A 15996-nucleotide genomic window follows, 5' to 3' on the forward strand; every position below is an offset into this window, starting at 1 on the left:
CGCTTACACCGGTTCGCCGCTGAGCATCGGCTCCCAGCGGCGGTAGAGGCCGATGCCGCGGAAATGGCGGCAGTAGAGGTCGGCCGTACCCGAGTAGTCGTCGGTCAGTGCCGGCGCGAGGTCGACGACCTGCCGGAACCGCAGCGTCACCACGTCGCCGCTCGCGGCCTCGTAGGTGGACTCCTGATCGCGCGCGTGACGCTCGGCCGCCTCGCGGGCCTCGTCCTCGGTCGTCGCGTGCACGAGCGTGACGTCCTCGCGGTACAACGGCGGCCTCCCGGGCGGCGTCGGGGCGGTCGACTCGAACAGCAGCACGGCGACGTACACGCGGAGCTCGGAGGACATGTCCCGACAGTAGGAACGCCGGCAGTCTCCTGGCGTCCGGGACCGACCCCCACTGATCTCGGGGCCGTGTAGGGGGTGGTTGTCCGACGGCGAGGTCTCCCCGACGACCGATCTCTGCCAGCCGCTGCTCCCCGGCCATTCGACGTACACGGCGCCGGACGGGTCCGGGGTCCGGCCGCTGTGTGCCCGCCCGGGCGCCGGGACCGCCGACTTCCGGTTGCCGGCCGGGCGCATGTCGGCGGCCGTCGTCCACCGGACGGTCGACGAGATCTGGTTCGCCCTCTCCGGCACTGGCGAGGTGTGGCGTCACGACGGCACCGAGCACATCTGCGACCTCGAACCGGACCTGAGTCCGACGATCCGCCGCGGTGTCCGGTTCGAGTTCCGCGCGACGGGTGACTCGCCGCTCGACATCCTCGGTGTCACAACGCCTCCGTGGCCGGGTCCCGACGAGGCGCAGGCGACCCGGCGGTCCGTGGTGAGAATGGTCAGGCGACATCGACGAGCGCGGGTTGTCGGCGTGGTCGTTGTTGCGGGTCGATCCATCGTGGAGGGACGAACTCGGGTAGTCCGTCGCGGATGCGGACCAGCCAGTCGGTGTGGTGGATCTGTCGGTGATGGATCTTGCACAGCATCACCAGGTTCCCGAGCGTGGTCTGGCCGCCGTGTTCCCAGGGGGTGACGTGGTGGATCTCGCACCAGCTCGGCGGCCGGTCACAGCCCGGATGCGCGCAGCCCCGGTCCCGTGCGGTCACCGCCCGCCGGAGCCCGTCCGGAATCGTGCGCCGGATCCGCCCGACATCCAGAGGCTGACCGACGCCGTTCATCACGACCGGCACGATCCCCGCATCACAGGCCAGCATCCGCAGCGACTCCGGGGTGACGGTGCCGCCGAAGTCCAGCACGGCAGCCCGGGCCCGGTCCTGCAGATCCTTCAGGGTGATCAGCACGCTGATCACCGGGCGCCGCCCACCGGTCTCCGACAACGGGGCGTGCTGCAGTGCGTGGGCGCACACGTCGGCCAGTGCTTCGGCCTGCCGCTCGGCGGGACTGCGCTGGTCGAGGCCGTCCCGTGGTGCGGCGAGGGCGTCGACGGCGGTGGTGATCGCTTCGAACAGTGCGGCGTCGTCGAACCGGCCGGAGAGCCGACCACCCGAACCGGTGCGGTTGGCGGTGATCGTGAGCTCGTTGATCTGAGGTGTCGGGTGGTCGTCGGGTTCCGGGCCGTCCTGGTCGAGCGCCTCGACCAGGCGGGTGGCCCAGGTGCGCAGCTCGTTCGGGGTGTACAGGCACGCGTGCTCGGCGATCGTGCGCTCCGCCCCGGCCAGCCTCGCCGGATCGACCCGCCGCGCGGCTCCCGAGTTCAGCACCGCCGCGATCGTGTGCACGTGCTCGAGCCCGATCGCGCCCGCAGCGAACCGCTGCGCGGTCGCCGGCAACGCTTCCGGGAGCTCGGCCCCGTCCAGGCCGGTTCGTGGGTGGACATGTTCTGCGGCGCAGGTGATGCGGCGGGCATCGCCACGGTCACAACCCAGCAGGTCCATCACCGCCGCAGTCGGGTTGCGGTACCCGCGCTCGGCGAAGGTGCCCCGCCGGTCCAATCTGGACGCCGCCGCCACACTGATCCGGTCCAGGCGCCGTTGCACGCCACGGCACAGCGGCAGCACGGCCAGCAGATCAGCATCCACCGCGCCCGCACCGGCAGCAGCCTCCAGCGCGTCGACCGCCTCGACGAGCAGGCGGTACGCGTCAGCGACCGGACCGGTGGACATGCATTTATTCTACAGGAACATACGTTCGAATCAAGCCCGTCGTCGCAGTTTGGAGCCCGTTCGGCGCCGAACTTGCGTGCGTACGCCGTTCGTGCGCGCGGTAATGTGCCTGCTGGACGCGAGGTGCGCGTGTCGCCACGAACCGGACGACGAGGCGACCGTCCACATCCGGCAGACCGTCCAGCGGGTCGGGGGTCAGCTCGTCGTCGACGCGACGAAGACCCGCGCCTCGTCGGCGATCATCCCGCTACCGAAGATCACTCGTACCGCGGTCCTGGGCGGACGAGCGGAAGGCCGCGGGGGAGTGCTGGCAGGACTTCGACCTCGTGTTCGGCACGCAGATCGAGACACCGCTCGAACCCCGGGCGCTGAACCGGGACTTCCGACAAGCTCCGCGTTCGGGCCGGACTGCCCGGTGTCCGGTTACACGATCTGCGGCACACCGTCGTCAGCCTGCCGCTCGCACTCGGGACGCCTCCGCACGTCGTGCAGGCGATCTCCCGGCACGCAGACATCGACGTCACGATGACGATCTATGCCCACACCAACCTCGACGCCATGCGCCAGGCCCTGGACGCGATCGACTGGGAGAACGAGGCGGGATGACGGCAGCGGTTGCTACATGCGTTGCTACATTTCGGCCGCTGGACCGTGTAGCAACGCGACGTTGTCGCAGGTCAACCGTGGTCGGGGTGGCGGGATTTGAACCCACGGCCCCTCGCTCCCAAAGCGAGTGCGCTACCAAACTGCGCCACACCCCGTCGGGCTCAGTGTAGCCGGACGCCCGCGGCGCCCCGGGCGCTCCCGGACAGATCGCCCGATGGTGATCGAGAGGGGCGGACGTGCCGGAGGCCCTGCGCGTCGGATACCCTGGGCTGCGCACGGCGGACGACGCCGGGCACGCGGGCGTAGCTCAATGGTAGAGCCCCAGTCTTCCAAACTGGCTACGCGGGTTCGATTCCCGTCGCCCGCTCCAGCAGCGATAACGGCGCCCGGCTCCCGATCACGGAGCGGGCGTCGTGTCGCGAGCGGACCCTCCCGTCGATGACACCCGAGTCTCTCGGCCCTGTCGTGCGCGGGTCGCTCGCGCTACCGTTCTTCCAGCGGCGATGGTGCCCGCCCTAACCGCCCGCTCCGGGCTGATGGCTCCTACCAACTGTGGCTTGCCCACGCGCGGTAGGAGGGCCCCGATGAAGCACCGTGAACGCAGGGCGTTCGACGACCTCGCCCGACGACTCGCCGCTGACGACCCGCGGCTCGTCGAACTCCTGAGTGAGAAGCCGGACCCCGTCTACCGACGGGCGTGTCGCCTCTCGAACGCCATGGGCATCCTCGGCGTCGTCCTCGTCCTCGCGGGTGCGGTCCTGGCGGTCGACAGCGTGCTCGGCATCGGGATCGTCGTCCTGATGTCGTTCTGGCTCCCCCGTCATCTGGCTCACCCGGCCACCCGCGGTGGGCAGGCCGGCGAGGCGAAGCCCTGGTAGGTGCGGTCCCGCGCGGCCCGTCCGGGGAGAGCCCGTTGACGCATTCCCATATCGGCATATGATGCTCGCATGGCACGCGTGGCGACGACCTCGGACGCGTTCAACGCGATCGCCGAGCCCCAACGTCGGGAGATCCTGACGCTGTTGCGCGAGGGCGAGCGGCCGGTCACCGGCCTGGCGCGGGATCTGGGCATGACCCAGCCCCAGACGTCGAAGCACCTGCGGGTGCTCCGCGAGGTCGGGCTCGTGCACGCCCGTGGCGACGGCAAGCAGCGGCTGTACGGCCTCGACGCCCGTGGCCTGCGGCCCGTCCACGAGTGGTTGGGCGGATTCGAGCGGTTCTGGAGCGAGAGCCTCGACCGGCTCGACGAGTACGTGCAGGAACTGACGCAGACACACCAGGAGAGGCACGACGATGACCACTAGCGATCGGGAGATCGTGATCTCCCGGGCCATCGGCGCCCCGCGGGAGACCGTGTTCGAGGCGTTCACGCAGGTCCGGCATCTGTCGCGGTGGTGGGGACCGGACGGGTTCACGACGACGACGCGGTCGTTCGAGTTCCGCGCGGGCGGTGCGTGGGACTTCACGATGCACGGGCCGGACGGGACCGACTACCAGGAGTGGATCACCTGGACGGAGATCGTCCCGCCGGAGCGCATCGCGCTCGTGCACGGCGAGTCCCGCGACGATCCGAACGCGTTCGAGTCGGTGTGGACGTTCGAGGTGGACGGCGACGAGAAGACCCGGATCGTGATGCGCACGGTGTTCCCGACGAAGGAGCTCCGCGACGAGGCGGTCGAGAAGTACCACGCCGTCGAGGGCGGCGAGCAGACCCTGCGCAACCTGGCCGACTACGTCCTCGCGGGTGTGCAGAGCTGACGGTCGGCAGGGTGTTCTTCAGCGTGACGATGTCGCTCGACGGCTTCATGGCGCCGGAGGAGGTGCCCGTCGAGGACGCCTTCTCGCCGGAGGGCAGGACGACCCGAGGGTCCGGTGCTTGATGACGAAGCGGTCGGCGCTGCAGGGCTGGGCCACCTGATCCGCACCGTCGGGCAGCGCCGACTACCCCAGGCTGAGCTGCCAGGACACGCCGAAGCGGTCGTTCGTCCAACCGAACGGCCCGAAGCCGTAGTCGCCGAGCGGCATGAGCGGGGCGCCGCCGTCGGACAGCGCCGACCAGAGCTTCTGCTGCTCCTCGGCGGACTCGCAGACCACGAACAACGACATCGACGGGGTGAAGTCGAAGTCGTGGGCCTGCGGGCTGTCGAACAGTCGGACCTGCTGCTCCCCGAGCCGGATCACCCCCTGCTTGACGGTGCCCTCCGCGCCGGGCTCACCGGCGCCGAAGCGTTCCAGGACGAGGACCTCGCCGTCCGCGAACAGTCCGGTGTAGAACGTCATCGCCGCTTCGGCGTCGCCCTTCTGGAACATCAGGAACGGGGTGAGCTTCTGCAGGTCAGCCATCGTGGTGTGTCTCCTGGGTCGTCGTGGTGAGCCACTCTGCCCACGCCGTGGAGAGAGTGGCCGGGTCGGTGCCGGGGGAGTAGGCGTGGTGGCCGACGGCCACCGGCAGGCCGATCGGGGACCGTTCGTGGAAGCGGACCAGGGCGTCGTCCGTGCGGACGCCGAGGTAGTGCACGGAGCGGAGGTCGACGACGCCGGCGAGCCCGGTGGCATCGACGGTGTCGCCCTCCGCAGGGTCGCCGAGGGCGGCGAGGATCCGGTCCCACGCACCGGGGACGGCGGGTGCCTCGGCCTCGGCGTACACGGCGGAGCGGTCCGGGAAGTGCCGCAGGTACTGGCCGAGCGTGAACAGGTACATGTCCCACCCGGCGGCGGTCATGCCCTCGAACTCGTCGCCCCAGTCGTCGGAGAGCATCCCGCTGTGCACGAACCGCAGGACCGTCGTCCCGTCGTCGCGACCGTCCACGATGTACTCCATCGCGGTGGTGCCGCCGTCGGTGATCGCCAGCCGGTGCGGGGGCTCCGACTCGACCTGCGCGTCCGGCGGCGGTTCCGATGGCATGAACCACGCGGCCTGGCCCTCCGGCGTGGCGATCGCCCGCCAGACCTGCTCCGGTGTGGCCGGCAGGGCGACCTCGCGGCGGATCTCGAACCGGCGGCTCACGACGGCTCGTCCGGGGTCATGGCCGGGTGTACGGCGACGACGAGGCGGTGCCGACGGCCGCCGGGCGCGGCGGCGTCGTGGTAGCGGGCCACGAGGTCCCGCACCGAGTCGCCGAGCTCGCGGGTGAACGCGGCCCGGTCGGCGGCACTGGCGAAGCGGATCTCGCCGTCGACCGCGAACGTGGCGACCCGGCGGCGGCCCGCCGCGGTGACGAGCGCGCCGACCTCGCGGAGCAGGCGCGCGGCGACAGCGAGCAGCCACTGCGCCGAGAGGCGGTCCGGGCTGGCGTCCGGATCGGGTGCGAGCAGCGCCCATGCCTGGGGTGACACGACGAACGCGGACGCGGTCGCCCGCATCACCCGCTCGGTCATGTTGCCCTTGCGCCGCTCCTCGACGAGCTCGACGAGCCCGTGCGTCTCGAGCGCCCGGAGGTGGTAGTTCACCTTCTGCCGGGACAGGCCCAGCTCCGCGGCCAGCGTGGTGGCGGAGCCGGGGGTGCGCAGCGCGCCGAGCAGCTGGGCGCGGACCGGGTCGAGCGCGACGGCGGCCGCGGCTCCGTCCGAGATCACCGCCGTGTCCGTCACGGCGACCACCGTCGCACCGACAACTTTTCCTGTCAAGAAGACTCAAGTTGTCGGAGGCCGTGCCGGCAGCGCGTCGCATGCTCGAATGGTGAATTCGGACTATGGCGTCGGCGGCATGCGTGAGTCATGATCAATCGGGTGGATCTCGCAACGGTCTTCGCCGCGCTCGACCTCGATCCGGACGACCCGGACGCCGCCGACGACGTCGCGGTCGTGCACGCGCTCGTCGCACGGCGGGACTCGTCGTGCCCGCGACGGGGAGCGGGCGGGTCCGTCCGGGCCGTGACGGGACCGCAGATCACGCACGTGGACGACCGGTGCCGGGCGAACGGGCCGGAGGTCCGCTGGAGCCAGTGAACTCCGGCCGGGTGGGTGGCCGGATCTCCCCGGTCGCGTCGACAGCGGCTGCGAGGGCTGCTCGCGGGCCACGAGAGGAGTTCGCGGATGCCGGACGGCGGGGCCACCCGCGTGTGGCTGTCCGAGATCCGAGCTCTCGGGCGAGGCTCGGGCTCGTCGCCGTGGTCGGCACGGACGTCCTGTCGCTCTCGACGGTGGACGCCTCGGTGCTCGTGCCGCTCGCCTACCCCACGGCTGAGGGTGGCGCCCGTCACACGGGCTTGAGTGTGCCGCAGCGGCACGCCTTCTCCTGATCCCCGTACCGGACACCACGACGGAGGGGACGAGATGACGATGACGGACGCAGACCGGGACGACGACACGGCGACCGGCCCGCTGCCGGTCGCCGGGCCGACGTCGGAGAACGCACAGGAGAAGACCGCGAGCGTGCTCGACCAGATGGGCGGCCCGATGGGGTTCGTCTACTCGACGGTGCCGGTGGTCGTGTTCGCGACGGCCAACGCGTTCCTGTCGCTTCCGGTGACGATCGCCGTGTCGGTCGGTGTCGCCGTGCTGCTGACCGCGTTCCGGCTGGTCCGGGGCGAGAGGTTCGCGTCCGCGATCGGCGGGCTGGTCGGCGTCGGGGTCGCGGCGGGCATCGTCGCGTGGACCGGGTCGGCCAAGGACTTCTTCGCGATCGGGATCTGGGTCGCGCTGGCCGGCTTCGTGGTGACCGCCGCATCGGTGCTGGCACGCAGGCCGTTGACCGGGGTGATCTGGAACGCCCTGCACGGCAACAAGCACGCCTGGCGCGCGGACCGTCCGAGCCTGCGCGCGCACGACATCGCGACGCTCGCGGCCGCGGCCGTGTTCGGCGCCCGGTTCGCCGTCCAGCAGTGGCTCTACGTGATCGACACGACCGGTGGGCTGGCCGTCGCCCGGGTCGCCATGGGCACCCCGCTGACGATCCTCGCCGCGCTCGTCGTCGTCTGGGCGTTCCGCCGCACCAGCAAGCGGCTGCTGACCCGGTCCTGAGCGTTCAGCGGGTGGCGGTCAGCCGCAGCAGCGACGACGTCGGACCCCACGAGGGCGGGACGGAGAACCGCTCCTCGTGGTCCGGGTCGAAGCCGGCGGACCGGATCTCGGCCGCGGTGTCCCTGTCCAGGTGGCACCCGGCCATCACCCGTGTCCAGACCGGGTCGAGCCGGGCCTGCCACCGGGCGTGCCCGCCGTGCCCGCGCACGTGCTCGAGCGCCACGAGCCGCCCGCCCGGCCGCAGCACCCGGCGGGCCTCGGCCAGCGCGCGGCCCGGATCCGGGATCGTGCACAGCACGAGCGTGAACACCACCGCGTCGAACGAGGCGTCCGGGAACGGGAGCGCCTCCGCGCCCGCGTCGGACACCTCCACCGGCACCCGCGCCCCGTCCAGACGGTCCGTCAGCCTGCGCCGCATGGCCGGGTCCGGCTCGGCCGCCACGACCCGCGACGCCGCCCGGAAATGGGTCAGGTTCGCCCCGGTGCCCGCGCCGACGTCGAGCACGGAACCGGTGAGCCCGCCGACCAGCTCGGAGCGGATCGGGCCGATCACGGTCCGTTCCATCGGGCCGACCATCCGGTCGTAGACCGCGGCGAACACGCGGTGACCGCGAACCTCCCGAGTGGCCATGCCCTCACTCTGACAGCTGCCGGGGCGGGATCACCCGTCGATGCGGTCGCGCAGCGTCGCCACTCCGGGTCCGGTGAGCTCGTCGACGGCGGCGCGACGCCCGGCGACGGCCATCAGCAGCGCCTCGCCGGGACCTTCGACCGACGGCCCGTCGCCCGCCGTCCACCCCAGGTCGGTCGCGACGAGGCGCAGGCCGGCGACCCGCGGCTTCGCCCTGATGGGAGGCGCGGTGCGGGCGAAGTCGAGCGCGACCGTGAGCCGGTCGGCGGGAACGTCACGGTGCAGCCCGAGCGGGCGTCGGACGTCCTGCTGGTGGATCATGCAGTCGGTCAGCGCGATCCGCCCGCCGAACAGCGTCGTGAACCCGCGGGGCCGCACGCAGCTCCTGGCTTTGGCGAGGAGCTCCGGAGGCGACACCCCGGCCTGCTCGGCGACGACGGCCGCGTTGGCGCGGTCGCCGTTCAGTCCCGAGCGGAGCAGCCGGGCGGCGAAGCCGGAGAAGCCGGCGTCCTCGTAGCCGTACATGTGCGCGACCACGTCACGCGTGGACCAGCCCTCGCAGAGCGTCGGTGCGTCCCACTGCTCCGGTGTCAGCCCGGCCAGGAACTCGGCCATGTCGGCGCGTTCCGCGACGGCCATGCCCATCGTGTCGGCCACGGTGTCTCCGCTCGTGGGGCCGGATCAGGCCGACACGGTCTGGCGCGACGGGCAGCCCAGCGACCGGTGCATGGTCACGGTCGTCCCGGCCGACGTCCGCTCGATGCCCATGTGGTCCACCGACGCCTCGGCCATCATCAGGCCGCGCCCCCGGAACCCGGGGTCCGACGGCGGTTCACGCCAGCAGCCGTGGTCGATGATCTCCACGGACACCTCGAGGCGGCCGCACCCCCTGGTGCCGGAGCCCGCGTCGACCACCGTGCGGACACGGGCGCGCAGGCGCACCGTGCCGGGGCCGCCCCCGTAGGCGTGCTCGACGCTGTTGCTGATCGCCTCGTTCACGGCGAGGACGAGGTCCTGCCCGACGTCGCACAGCGCGGTGAGGCCACACAGGGAGGCGAGCCACGAGCTCAACGCACGTCGCGATCGCGCAGCCGACGCGGGCTCTGCGGCGAGTTCGACGTCCAGAACGGGGCTCACGGCCGGTGCATACCCGGTCGGGGCGTTCCTGATACGTCCTCGACGCATCCGGGTGAGAAACCCGTCGCCCGCCGTCCCGATCCGGTCTCCGGCGCCGGTGCCGGAGCACGTCCGGGGGACCACGGTCCGGGCCGGTACACCTGCGCCGTCCACGGCGCGACCGGCCCGGACCGGAGTCGCTAGTCGGCCTTCTCGACCTCGACGATCGGCGCGCCGTCCGCCGCCTTGAGGACCGACTCGCAGCCCTTCTTCGCGGACGCCTTCGACGCGTAGCCCTGGCCGCTGGCCACGACCTCGCCGTTGGACGCCTTCAGACGGAACCGGAACTTGCCCGCCGCGTCCTCGTACACCTCGAACTTGCCGGCCATGGGAGACCCTCCAGACGGTTGCCGTGCTCTCGACAGCGCGGAAGGTACTGGATCACGCCGGCGCCCGCGGACGGGAGCGTCCCCCGTTCGTGTCCATGACGGACGGGGCGGGTCAGCTGCGGACCGACGAGTCCCAGCGCCAGCTCGCGTCCCGGGTGGACATTCCGGGCAGTTCGCCGCGACCGGTGGCCCACAGCAGCGCGGCCATCGGGTCCGACGCGTCGGCGGGCGCCTCCGGGAACAGCCGCTCGAGCACCGCCCTGCACGTGTCCTCCGGCGGAGTCCACGCGAGACCGAGGCCGGTCGCGATGTCGTGGGTGTGCACGACGATCTCGAGCACGCCCATCGCGGCGAACCCGCCGGGGTCGGACACCCCGTTCGGGTGCCAGCCGCGCGCGCCGGGGTGCGCGGTGCGCAGCACGCTGGCCAGCAGTGCCGATCCGGTCTCGACGACCCGCAGCACGTCGTTCGGCCCGGTGTCCGGCGCGACGCTGATCTCGTACGGGACGTGGTCGTAGGCCGTCTCGGTGGCCAGCTGCGAGGCGTAGGTGAACAGGTCGTCGGCGACGTGCAGCGCGGTGTCGCGGCAGGACCACTCCAGCGGGCCGGCCGGCCCGTCCCACGGCAGGTCCGCCCTGCCGCCCAAGGCGCTGATCATCTCGGAGGTGACGGCCTCGACGTCGTGGGCGCGCATCCGCCCATTCTCGCGTGCCCGCCCGCGGCCGCCCCACCGGCGTCGTTACGCTCGTCGTCCGACCCGTCCGCACGACGTGAGGAAGTGCCGCGAGTGGCCGTCGAGGATGAGCGGATCGCCCTGCTGCTGGACTACGAGAACCTCGCGATCGGTGCGCGCGACGGGCTCGGGGTCAGCCCGTTCGACTTCGGGCCGCTCGCCGACGCGCTCGCCGAGCGCGGACGCGTCGTGGTGCGGCGGGCGTACGGGGACTGGTCGGCGTTCGACGAGGACCGGCGCCTGATGGCCCGCGCGCAGGTCGAGCTGATCGAGATCCCGCAGCGGATCGGCGGCTCGCGCAAGAACGCGGCCGACATCAAGCTCGCCGTCGACGCGATCGAGCTCGCCTACGAGCGCGGGTTCGTCACCACGTTCGCGATCGGGACCGGCGACTCGGACTTCACTCCGCTGATGCACAAGCTCCGCGAGCTGGACAAGCGCGTGATCGGCATCGGGGTGCAGTCCTCGACGTCGGCGCTGCTGCCGCCTGCCTGCGACGAGTTCCTGTTCTACGACCGCCTGCCCGGCGTGGAGCCCGCCGTGCGCACGCCGTCGTCGGGCCGCCGTCGAGGTGGCCGCGCCGCACCGGAACCCGCCGCCCCACCGCCCGCACCGGAGCCCGCGGAGGAACCGGTCACCGAGACCGTCGCCGACACGACGGGGGACCGGGACCTGGACGCGCTCGTCGGGAGCACGCTGACCGGGCTGCTCCGGCACGCCGACGGGCCGGTGCTGGCGTCCCGTCTCAAGCGCGCGATCCTGCGCAAGGACCCGACGTTCGACGAGTCCGACCACGGCTTCCGCGGCTTCGGGGAGCTGCTGCGCAACCTGGAGAACCAGGGCGTCCTCGCGCTGTCGGCGGGGTCGGCGCAGGGGGACCCCGAGGTCGCGTTCCCGGAGACGTCGACGGCGGAGGACGAGGCGTTCACGCTGCTCGTCGACGTCGTGCGGGACCTGACGCGGTCCGGCGGCGGCCCACCGCAGCTGAGCGGGCTGAAGAACCAGCTGCGCAAGCGGGTCCCGGAGTTCAGCGAGAAGCGCTACGGCTTCGGCAGCTTCCTGGCGTTCGCGACGGCCGCCAGGACACGCGGCCTCGTCGACATGGAGTGGGACGACGACCGCGGGGACTACCTGCTGCGCCTGCCGTCCTGATCTGCCGGCGCACGAACAGGCCCACACGGCGGACCGTGCGGGCCTGTCCCGGACAGCGGGGCGGAGTCAGCCGCGACCGGCCGCCCTGCGGGTGGTGCGCTGTGCCGTCCTGCCGGTGCGGGAGACGACGGCGCCGGTCAGGCCGAACGCGGTCGACACGGTGCCCGCGGCGACGCGCCCGGCCACCCGGATCGGGTTGAACGGCCGCGCGGCCTTCGTGAGCCGCTCGACGGCGTCGTCGACCTGCTCCGCGGCGCGCTCGCTGGACGACTGGACGATCTTCGCCCACCGGGTGCCGACGGAGTCGATCTCGTCCTCGGCCGTCCCCGCGACCTGGGCGGCGCGGTCCGCGGCGGAGACCGCCTGGTCGGCGCCCTCGCGTGTGGCCGAGGTGGCCCGGGACGCGGACCGCTCGGACACGGCGCGGAGCTCACCGCCGACCTGACGTCCGGTGCGCGACGCCTGACCGGCCAGCTGCTCGCCGGTCTGCCGTGCCGCATCCGCCGCGGCCTTGCCCGCGTTGCCCGCCGCCTTGCCGTTCGTGGCGACCTTGTCGGCCTCCGCGGCGACCTGGTTCGCACCGGAACGGGCGGTGCCCGCTGCCTTCGACGCCGCGGTCCTCGTCTCGCCCGCCACCCGGCGGCCGGTGGTGGCGGCGTCCGAGCCGACGGCGTCGGCCGTGCGGCCCGCCTTGTCGGCTGCCTCCTTCGCCGTCTCCTGGGCGCCGGTGGCGGTCGCCGACGCCGTCGCCCTGGCGGCGGTGGACGCGGTCTCGTCGCTGTTCGCCTCGACGGCACGGGTCTCGTGGACCGAACCGTCGGTCCCGTGCACGATCAGGTTACCGCCGCCGTCGTTGGCGATGATCTCGACGGCGCGCGTGACGGCCTCGGCCTGCGTGGCGGCCTTGGCGCTCGCCCGCTGCGCCTTGTCCTTCTCGACGTGCCAGCCGTCGTCGACCGGGACGACGTGACGGTCGGCCATGATCGGATCCTCCCTGGTTGCTCTGCGTACCTGTGGGGCGTCCCCGTGGGAGGCTCGAGGTCTCCCGGGCGCCCTCGTCCGGTGTGGGGCTACCCGGTGCGGGGGTGTCGAAACGCAGGGTGGCCGCGCTCACCGCGCCGGTGGACCGCTCACCGAGCGGAGCGGTGACCGGGGGTGTACCCCCCTCCGGCGAGGCCGTTCGCTCTGCGACGCTGGGTCCGCCCGTCGCCCGACCCGCTCTCCCCGAGGAGCCGTGTGGATCTGCTCGCCACGCTCCAGGCGGTCCAGCCGTTGATGGACGCCGTGTTGCACAGCGCGTGGCTGCTGCCGGCGCTCGTCGCGCTGATCGCGATCGACGGCCCGGTGCCGATGCTCCCGAGCGAGACGCTCCTGATGTCGGCGGCGGCGGCCGCGTTCGGTTCGCACGACGGTCTCGGCGTGGCCGGCCTGTTCGTGGCCGCGCTGGCCGGGTCCGTGCTGGGCGATCTCGCCGTGTTCGGCATGGGACGGACGTCGACGAGGATCCTGCCCCGTGCCGCGGACGCGGAGAACGGGTTGGCCGCGTGGGTACGGGCGAACCTGTTCCGGCGGCCCGTCGTCGCGCTCGTCGGGGCCCGGTTCGTGCCGGGCGGTCGGCTCGTCAGCACGGCGGCGGCCGGACGGCTCGGCCTCCCGCTGCGACGCCTGCTCCTCGGCTCCGCCGTCAGCTCGGTCCTGTGGTCGGTCTACATGCTGGTGATCGGGTTCGCGGTCGGGCCGATGACCGGAGGGAACCCGCTGATGTGCGTCGCCGCCGGTGCGGTGATGGCGGTCGTCACCGCGGGCGCCTACGCCGTCGGTGCGCGGATCCGGGCGGCGGTCCTGCGGCGGCGCTCGCCGGTGGCCGCGGCGACGGCGCGTCCCGCGTTCGCCGCCAGGTAGACCGGGTCGCATCGAGACTCGGAACCGCGGCCGGCAAGGCCGCGGCCCCGACGTCCCGATGGCCCGGCATCTGCAGGGGCTCCCGGTTCCACAGATGCCGGTAAGCATTAAACGCGTGAATCGGGTTCGAGTTGTGGCACGACGCGCACGGACAGTGAATGGCACGTCACCGTCGGCGGGAGGCTGTGCGCCCCGCGAGGTGTGCGAACGGTGCGCCGGTCGGCATGACCAACTCGTCGAACGGGAGCAACCCGGGCGTGTCCGATGCGTCCTGTGTGCGGGCCGTTCGGAGGACGAGGTTCCACCGGCCGCGTGAGCCCGGCCATACTGCGCGCATGCGCAACGACGTGTGGCGGGTCGAGGTCGGCGACGAGAACGCGGAGTGGTTGGCCACCGAGTGCCGCACCGCGCGCCTGGCCCGCGAGTACCGGCCGATGGACGTCGGGGGCGGGGTCGTCGAGTTCAGCACCCGTGCGCTCGGAGCGATCCGCGAGCTGGGCGAGGAGGAGGACGGCTACATCACCGACGACGCCGAGGGTCTCCGGATCTGGATCGGCGACGACGCGTTCGAGCTCGAGCTCCGGGAGTCCTGACCACATTCGAGAGCACTGCTCTTGACGTGGAGCATGGGACGGGTGTCTACTTCTCGCATCACAGGGAGAGCAGTGCTCTCGCAGACCGAGGAGCAGCCATGATCGCCGACAACAGCACCCGCTACCTGCGTCCGGGCCGCGCGGACCGCGTCGTGATGGCCGCGATGAGCGGCCTCACCCGTCTCGGCGTCTCGGTCGCCGGGAGCCGGGTCCTCGCGGTGCGCGGGCGGAGCAGCGGGGAGTGGCGGACCGTCCCGGTCAACCTGCTCACGCTCGGCGGCGAGCGCTACCTCGTCGCGCCGCGCGGACACGCGCAGTGGGTGCGCAACCTGCGTGCGGCGGGCGGGGGAGAGCTACGCCTCGGACGTCGGGTCGAGGAGTTCACGGCCGTCGAGGTCGACGACGCCGTGAAGACCCCGATCCTGCGCGAGTACCTGCGCCGCTGGGGCTGGGAGGTCGGCCGCTTCTTCGACGGCGTCACGGCCGACGCGACGGACGCGCAACTGGCGTCCATCGCCCCCGGCTTCCCGGTCTTCCGCCTGAGCTGACCCGCGCCGCTGACCCGCGCCGCTGACCCGCGCCGCCCGACCGCGCCGCCCGACCGCGCCGCCCGACCGCGCCGCCCGACCGCGCCGCCCGCGCCCTTCCCGATGGGTGACGAGCGTTCGGTGGTCGCGTTCACCGGCGACGCGCGCCGGGCTCGGTGAGGGACGCTGCCGTCATGTCCGACGTCTCGCGCATCCGCGCCGCCCGCACCCGTTCGATCAGCCCGGAGAACCCGACCGGCGAACCCGGCCGCGGCGGTCGGGCCACCACCGGCACCGGAGCGGCGGCGGCCCGGGAGCTGGGCACGGGCTGGAAGGTGTCGCCGAGCATCGAGATCCCGGCGAAGTCCACGGTGGACCTGGCCACGATCGCCGGCCCCGGCCGCGTCACGCACCTCTGGCTCACCACGCATCCGGATCACTGGCGCTCGCTGCTGCTGCGCGCCCACTGGGACGGCGACCCGGAACCCGCCGTCGAGGTGCCGGTCGGGGACTTCTTCGGGCAGGGCTGGTGCCGGTTCGCGCAGTTGTCGTCGTCGATGGTCGCGGTCAACCCGCACGGCGGGTTCAACTCCTACTGGCCGATGCCGTTCCGCACCGGCGCTCGGATCACGCTGGAGAACCTGGCGTCCGCACCGGCCGTTGTCTACCACCAGCTGACGTACGAGACCGGCGACGTCGGCGACTCCGACGGCTACCTGCACGCGCAGTGGCGGCGGTCGAACCCGGTGTCCGGGGCGGTGCACACGCTGGTCGACGACGTGCGCGGCGCCGGGCAGTACGTCGGGACCTATCTCGCGTGGGGCGTCCAGGCCCGCGGCTGGTGGGGCGAGGGCGAGGTCAAGTTCTACCTCGACGACGACGGCGACTTCCCGACCATCTGCGGCACCGGAACCGAGGACTACGTCGGGGGCGCCTGGAACTTCGACGTGCCGGGCCGCGGGTACACCGAGTACACGACCCCGTATCTGGGCCTGCACCAGGTGATCCGCCCGGACGGCCTGTACGACAGCCAGCAGCGCTTCGGCCTGTACCGCTGGCACGTGCCGGACCCGATCCGGTTCGCCACCGCACTGCGCGTCGACGTGCAGGCGCTGGGCTGGCGCGGCGACGGCCGGTACCTGCCGCGCACCGACGACGTCGCGTCCACGGCGCTGTTCTACCTCGACGCCACGAGCTGCCACCGCCCGCCGACCCCGGACCGGGACGCCCTGGACCCGCTCTGACCCGCCCCACCCACGAACGAACGG

Annotated in this window: 21 protein-coding genes, 2 tRNA genes, 1 pseudogene and 1 riboswitch; of the genes and pseudogenes, 12 read left to right on the plus strand and 12 right to left on the minus strand. The window is 72.5% G+C overall.

Annotation, left to right across the window (positions count from 1 at the left end):
* Nucleotides 1-3: 3 nt before the first annotated feature.
* The gene (locus tag EV378_RS35525; protein ID WP_165922466.1) at nt 4-345 is read right to left on the minus strand and encodes a DUF4288 domain-containing protein; all 342 of its coding nucleotides are present in this window, start codon (nt 343-345) and stop codon (nt 4-6) included.
* A gap of 217 nt (nt 346-562) precedes the next feature.
* On the opposite strand from EV378_RS35525, the pseudogene EV378_RS37135 reads away from it, so the two are divergent.
* Nucleotides 563-751: pseudogene (locus EV378_RS37135) on the plus strand (hypothetical protein); the annotation flags it as partial.
* A gap of 82 nt (nt 752-833) precedes the next feature.
* On the opposite strand, the gene EV378_RS24655 reads toward EV378_RS37135, so the two are convergent.
* Nucleotides 834-2117, minus strand: coding sequence for an HNH endonuclease signature motif containing protein (locus EV378_RS24655; protein ID WP_132429802.1), 1284 nt, complete (start codon nt 2115-2117; stop codon nt 834-836).
* A 684-nt stretch (nt 2118-2801) separates the two neighbouring features.
* Nucleotides 2802-2878 (minus strand) — tRNA-Pro (locus EV378_RS24665).
* A gap of 141 nt (nt 2879-3019) precedes the next feature.
* Here EV378_RS24665 and EV378_RS24670 point away from each other — a divergent pair.
* The 4 genes from EV378_RS24670 (at nt 3020) to EV378_RS24685 (ending at nt 4481) form a co-directional block, all read left to right on the plus strand.
* Nucleotides 3020-3093 (plus strand) — tRNA-Gly (locus tag EV378_RS24670).
* A gap of 120 nt (nt 3094-3213) precedes the next feature.
* Nucleotides 3214-3276: riboswitch (Fluoride riboswitch) on the plus strand.
* Between the two features lie 31 nt (nt 3277-3307).
* Entirely contained in the window at nt 3308-3601 is a 294-nt protein-coding gene (locus EV378_RS24675) for a DUF3040 domain-containing protein (RefSeq protein ID WP_165922467.1), read from the plus strand.
* Between the two features lie 69 nt (nt 3602-3670).
* Nucleotides 3671-4027 carry an ArsR/SmtB family transcription factor gene (locus EV378_RS24680; RefSeq protein ID WP_132429804.1) on the plus strand — a complete coding sequence of 119 codons (357 nt, stop codon included), beginning with the start codon at nt 3671-3673 and terminating at the stop codon, nt 4025-4027.
* Nucleotides 4017-4481, plus strand: a complete 465-nt coding sequence (locus EV378_RS24685; protein WP_132429805.1) for an SRPBCC family protein — start codon at nt 4017-4019, stop codon at nt 4479-4481. Before EV378_RS24680 ends, EV378_RS24685 begins: the two co-directional genes overlap by 11 nt.
* Nucleotides 4482-4664: 183 nt before the next feature.
* Here the strand turns inward: EV378_RS24685 and EV378_RS24695 are convergent, their stop codons facing one another.
* The 3 genes from EV378_RS24695 to EV378_RS24705 are packed head-to-tail and all read right to left on the minus strand — an operon-like array spanning nt 4665 to nt 6314.
* Nucleotides 4665-5066, minus strand: a complete 402-nt coding sequence (locus EV378_RS24695) for a VOC family protein (RefSeq protein ID WP_132429806.1) — start codon at nt 5064-5066, stop codon at nt 4665-4667.
* Nucleotides 5059-5730 (minus strand): SRPBCC family protein, encoded by a 672-nt coding sequence (locus tag EV378_RS24700; RefSeq protein WP_132429807.1) that lies wholly within the window; start codon nt 5728-5730, stop codon nt 5059-5061. Before EV378_RS24700 ends, EV378_RS24695 begins: the two co-directional genes overlap by 8 nt.
* Complete coding sequence (locus tag EV378_RS24705; RefSeq protein WP_132429808.1) at nt 5727-6314, minus strand: winged helix-turn-helix domain-containing protein; 588 nt, start codon at nt 6312-6314, stop codon at nt 5727-5729. The genes EV378_RS24700 and EV378_RS24705 overlap by 4 nt, the downstream gene beginning before the upstream one ends.
* A 138-nt stretch (nt 6315-6452) precedes the next feature.
* Between EV378_RS24705 and EV378_RS24710 the strand changes: the two genes are divergently transcribed.
* The gene (locus EV378_RS24710) at nt 6453-6671 is read left to right on the plus strand and encodes a hypothetical protein (protein ID WP_132429809.1); all 219 of its coding nucleotides are present in this window, start codon (nt 6453-6455) and stop codon (nt 6669-6671) included.
* Between the two features lie 333 nt (nt 6672-7004).
* Nucleotides 7005-7685, plus strand: a complete 681-nt coding sequence (locus tag EV378_RS24715; RefSeq protein WP_132429810.1) for a DUF3159 domain-containing protein — start codon at nt 7005-7007, stop codon at nt 7683-7685.
* A 4-nt stretch (nt 7686-7689) separates the two neighbouring features.
* On the opposite strand, the gene EV378_RS24720 is transcribed toward EV378_RS24715, so the two are convergent.
* The 5 genes from EV378_RS24720 to EV378_RS24740 form a co-directional block, all read right to left on the minus strand.
* On the minus strand, nt 7690-8316 hold the full coding sequence (locus EV378_RS24720) for a class I SAM-dependent methyltransferase (protein ID WP_132429811.1): 627 nt from the start codon (nt 8314-8316) through the stop codon (nt 7690-7692).
* 30 nt (nt 8317-8346) lie between these two features.
* On the minus strand, nt 8347-8973 hold the full coding sequence (locus EV378_RS24725; protein WP_243653752.1) for a maleylpyruvate isomerase family mycothiol-dependent enzyme: 627 nt from the start codon (nt 8971-8973) through the stop codon (nt 8347-8349).
* A gap of 24 nt (nt 8974-8997) precedes the next feature.
* Nucleotides 8998-9453 (minus strand): ATP-binding protein, encoded by a 456-nt coding sequence (locus tag EV378_RS24730; protein ID WP_165922468.1) that lies wholly within the window; start codon nt 9451-9453, stop codon nt 8998-9000.
* Between the two features lie 179 nt (nt 9454-9632).
* Nucleotides 9633-9821, minus strand: coding sequence for a YegP family protein (locus EV378_RS24735; RefSeq protein ID WP_132429813.1), 189 nt, complete (start codon nt 9819-9821; stop codon nt 9633-9635).
* Between the two features lie 112 nt (nt 9822-9933).
* A complete protein-coding gene (locus EV378_RS24740) occupies nt 9934-10515 on the minus strand; it encodes a maleylpyruvate isomerase N-terminal domain-containing protein (protein WP_132429814.1) in 582 nt (193 codons plus the stop codon).
* A 93-nt stretch (nt 10516-10608) separates the two neighbouring features.
* On the opposite strand from EV378_RS24740, the gene EV378_RS24745 reads away from it, so the two are divergent.
* Nucleotides 10609-11706 (plus strand): PIN domain-containing protein, encoded by a 1098-nt coding sequence (locus EV378_RS24745; protein WP_132429815.1) that lies wholly within the window; start codon nt 10609-10611, stop codon nt 11704-11706.
* A 66-nt stretch (nt 11707-11772) separates the two neighbouring features.
* On the opposite strand, the gene EV378_RS24750 is transcribed toward EV378_RS24745, so the two are convergent.
* The gene (locus EV378_RS24750; RefSeq protein ID WP_132429816.1) at nt 11773-12687 is read right to left on the minus strand and encodes a DUF2188 domain-containing protein; all 915 of its coding nucleotides are present in this window, start codon (nt 12685-12687) and stop codon (nt 11773-11775) included.
* Nucleotides 12688-12942: 255 nt separating this feature from the next.
* Here EV378_RS24750 and EV378_RS24755 point away from each other — a divergent pair, with 255 nt between their 5' ends.
* The 4 genes from EV378_RS24755 (at nt 12943) to EV378_RS24770 (ending at nt 15972) form a co-directional block, all read left to right on the plus strand.
* Nucleotides 12943-13608, plus strand: coding sequence for a DedA family protein (locus EV378_RS24755; protein ID WP_132429817.1), 666 nt, complete (start codon nt 12943-12945; stop codon nt 13606-13608).
* A 335-nt stretch (nt 13609-13943) separates the two neighbouring features.
* Nucleotides 13944-14201 (plus strand): hypothetical protein, encoded by a 258-nt coding sequence (locus tag EV378_RS24760; protein ID WP_132429818.1) that lies wholly within the window; start codon nt 13944-13946, stop codon nt 14199-14201.
* 98 nt (nt 14202-14299) lie between these two features.
* Nucleotides 14300-14749, plus strand: a complete 450-nt coding sequence (locus tag EV378_RS24765; RefSeq protein WP_132429819.1) for a nitroreductase family deazaflavin-dependent oxidoreductase — start codon at nt 14300-14302, stop codon at nt 14747-14749.
* 173 nt (nt 14750-14922) lie between these two features.
* Nucleotides 14923-15972, plus strand: a complete 1050-nt coding sequence (locus EV378_RS24770) for a glycoside hydrolase family 172 protein (protein ID WP_132429820.1) — start codon at nt 14923-14925, stop codon at nt 15970-15972.
* Nucleotides 15973-15996 lie beyond the last annotated feature (24 nt).

Source organism: Pseudonocardia endophytica (assembly GCF_004339565.1).
GTDB classification, from domain to species: Bacteria; Actinomycetota; Actinomycetes; order Mycobacteriales; family Pseudonocardiaceae; genus Pseudonocardia; species Pseudonocardia endophytica.

What these genes read in the sequence shown, in the direction of transcription:
- EV378_RS35525 (WP_165922466.1), bottom strand. Translation starts at nt 345, where the DNA reads ATGTCCTCCGAGCTCCGCGTGTACGTCGCCGTGCTGCTGTTCGAGTCG.
- EV378_RS24655 (WP_132429802.1), bottom strand. Translation starts at nt 2,117, where the DNA reads ATGTCCACCGGTCCGGTCGCTGACGCGTACCGCCTGCTCGTCGAGGCG.
- EV378_RS24675 (WP_165922467.1), top strand. Translation starts at nt 3,308, where the DNA reads ATGAAGCACCGTGAACGCAGGGCGTTCGACGACCTCGCCCGACGACTC.
- EV378_RS24680 (WP_132429804.1), top strand. Translation starts at nt 3,671, where the DNA reads ATGGCACGCGTGGCGACGACCTCGGACGCGTTCAACGCGATCGCCGAG.
- EV378_RS24685 (WP_132429805.1), top strand. Translation starts at nt 4,017, where the DNA reads ATGACCACTAGCGATCGGGAGATCGTGATCTCCCGGGCCATCGGCGCC.
- EV378_RS24695 (WP_132429806.1), bottom strand. Translation starts at nt 5,066, where the DNA reads ATGGCTGACCTGCAGAAGCTCACCCCGTTCCTGATGTTCCAGAAGGGC.
- EV378_RS24715 (WP_132429810.1), top strand. Translation starts at nt 7,005, where the DNA reads ATGACGGACGCAGACCGGGACGACGACACGGCGACCGGCCCGCTGCCG.
- EV378_RS24720 (WP_132429811.1), bottom strand. Translation starts at nt 8,316, where the DNA reads ATGGCCACTCGGGAGGTTCGCGGTCACCGCGTGTTCGCCGCGGTCTAC.
- EV378_RS24735 (WP_132429813.1), bottom strand. Translation starts at nt 9,821, where the DNA reads ATGGCCGGCAAGTTCGAGGTGTACGAGGACGCGGCGGGCAAGTTCCGG.
- EV378_RS24740 (WP_132429814.1), bottom strand. Translation starts at nt 10,515, where the DNA reads ATGCGCGCCCACGACGTCGAGGCCGTCACCTCCGAGATGATCAGCGCC.
- EV378_RS24750 (WP_132429816.1), bottom strand. Translation starts at nt 12,687, where the DNA reads ATGGCCGACCGTCACGTCGTCCCGGTCGACGACGGCTGGCACGTCGAG.
- EV378_RS24760 (WP_132429818.1), top strand. Translation starts at nt 13,944, where the DNA reads ATGCGCAACGACGTGTGGCGGGTCGAGGTCGGCGACGAGAACGCGGAG.
- EV378_RS24765 (WP_132429819.1), top strand. Translation starts at nt 14,300, where the DNA reads ATGATCGCCGACAACAGCACCCGCTACCTGCGTCCGGGCCGCGCGGAC.
- EV378_RS24770 (WP_132429820.1), top strand. Translation starts at nt 14,923, where the DNA reads ATGTCCGACGTCTCGCGCATCCGCGCCGCCCGCACCCGTTCGATCAGC.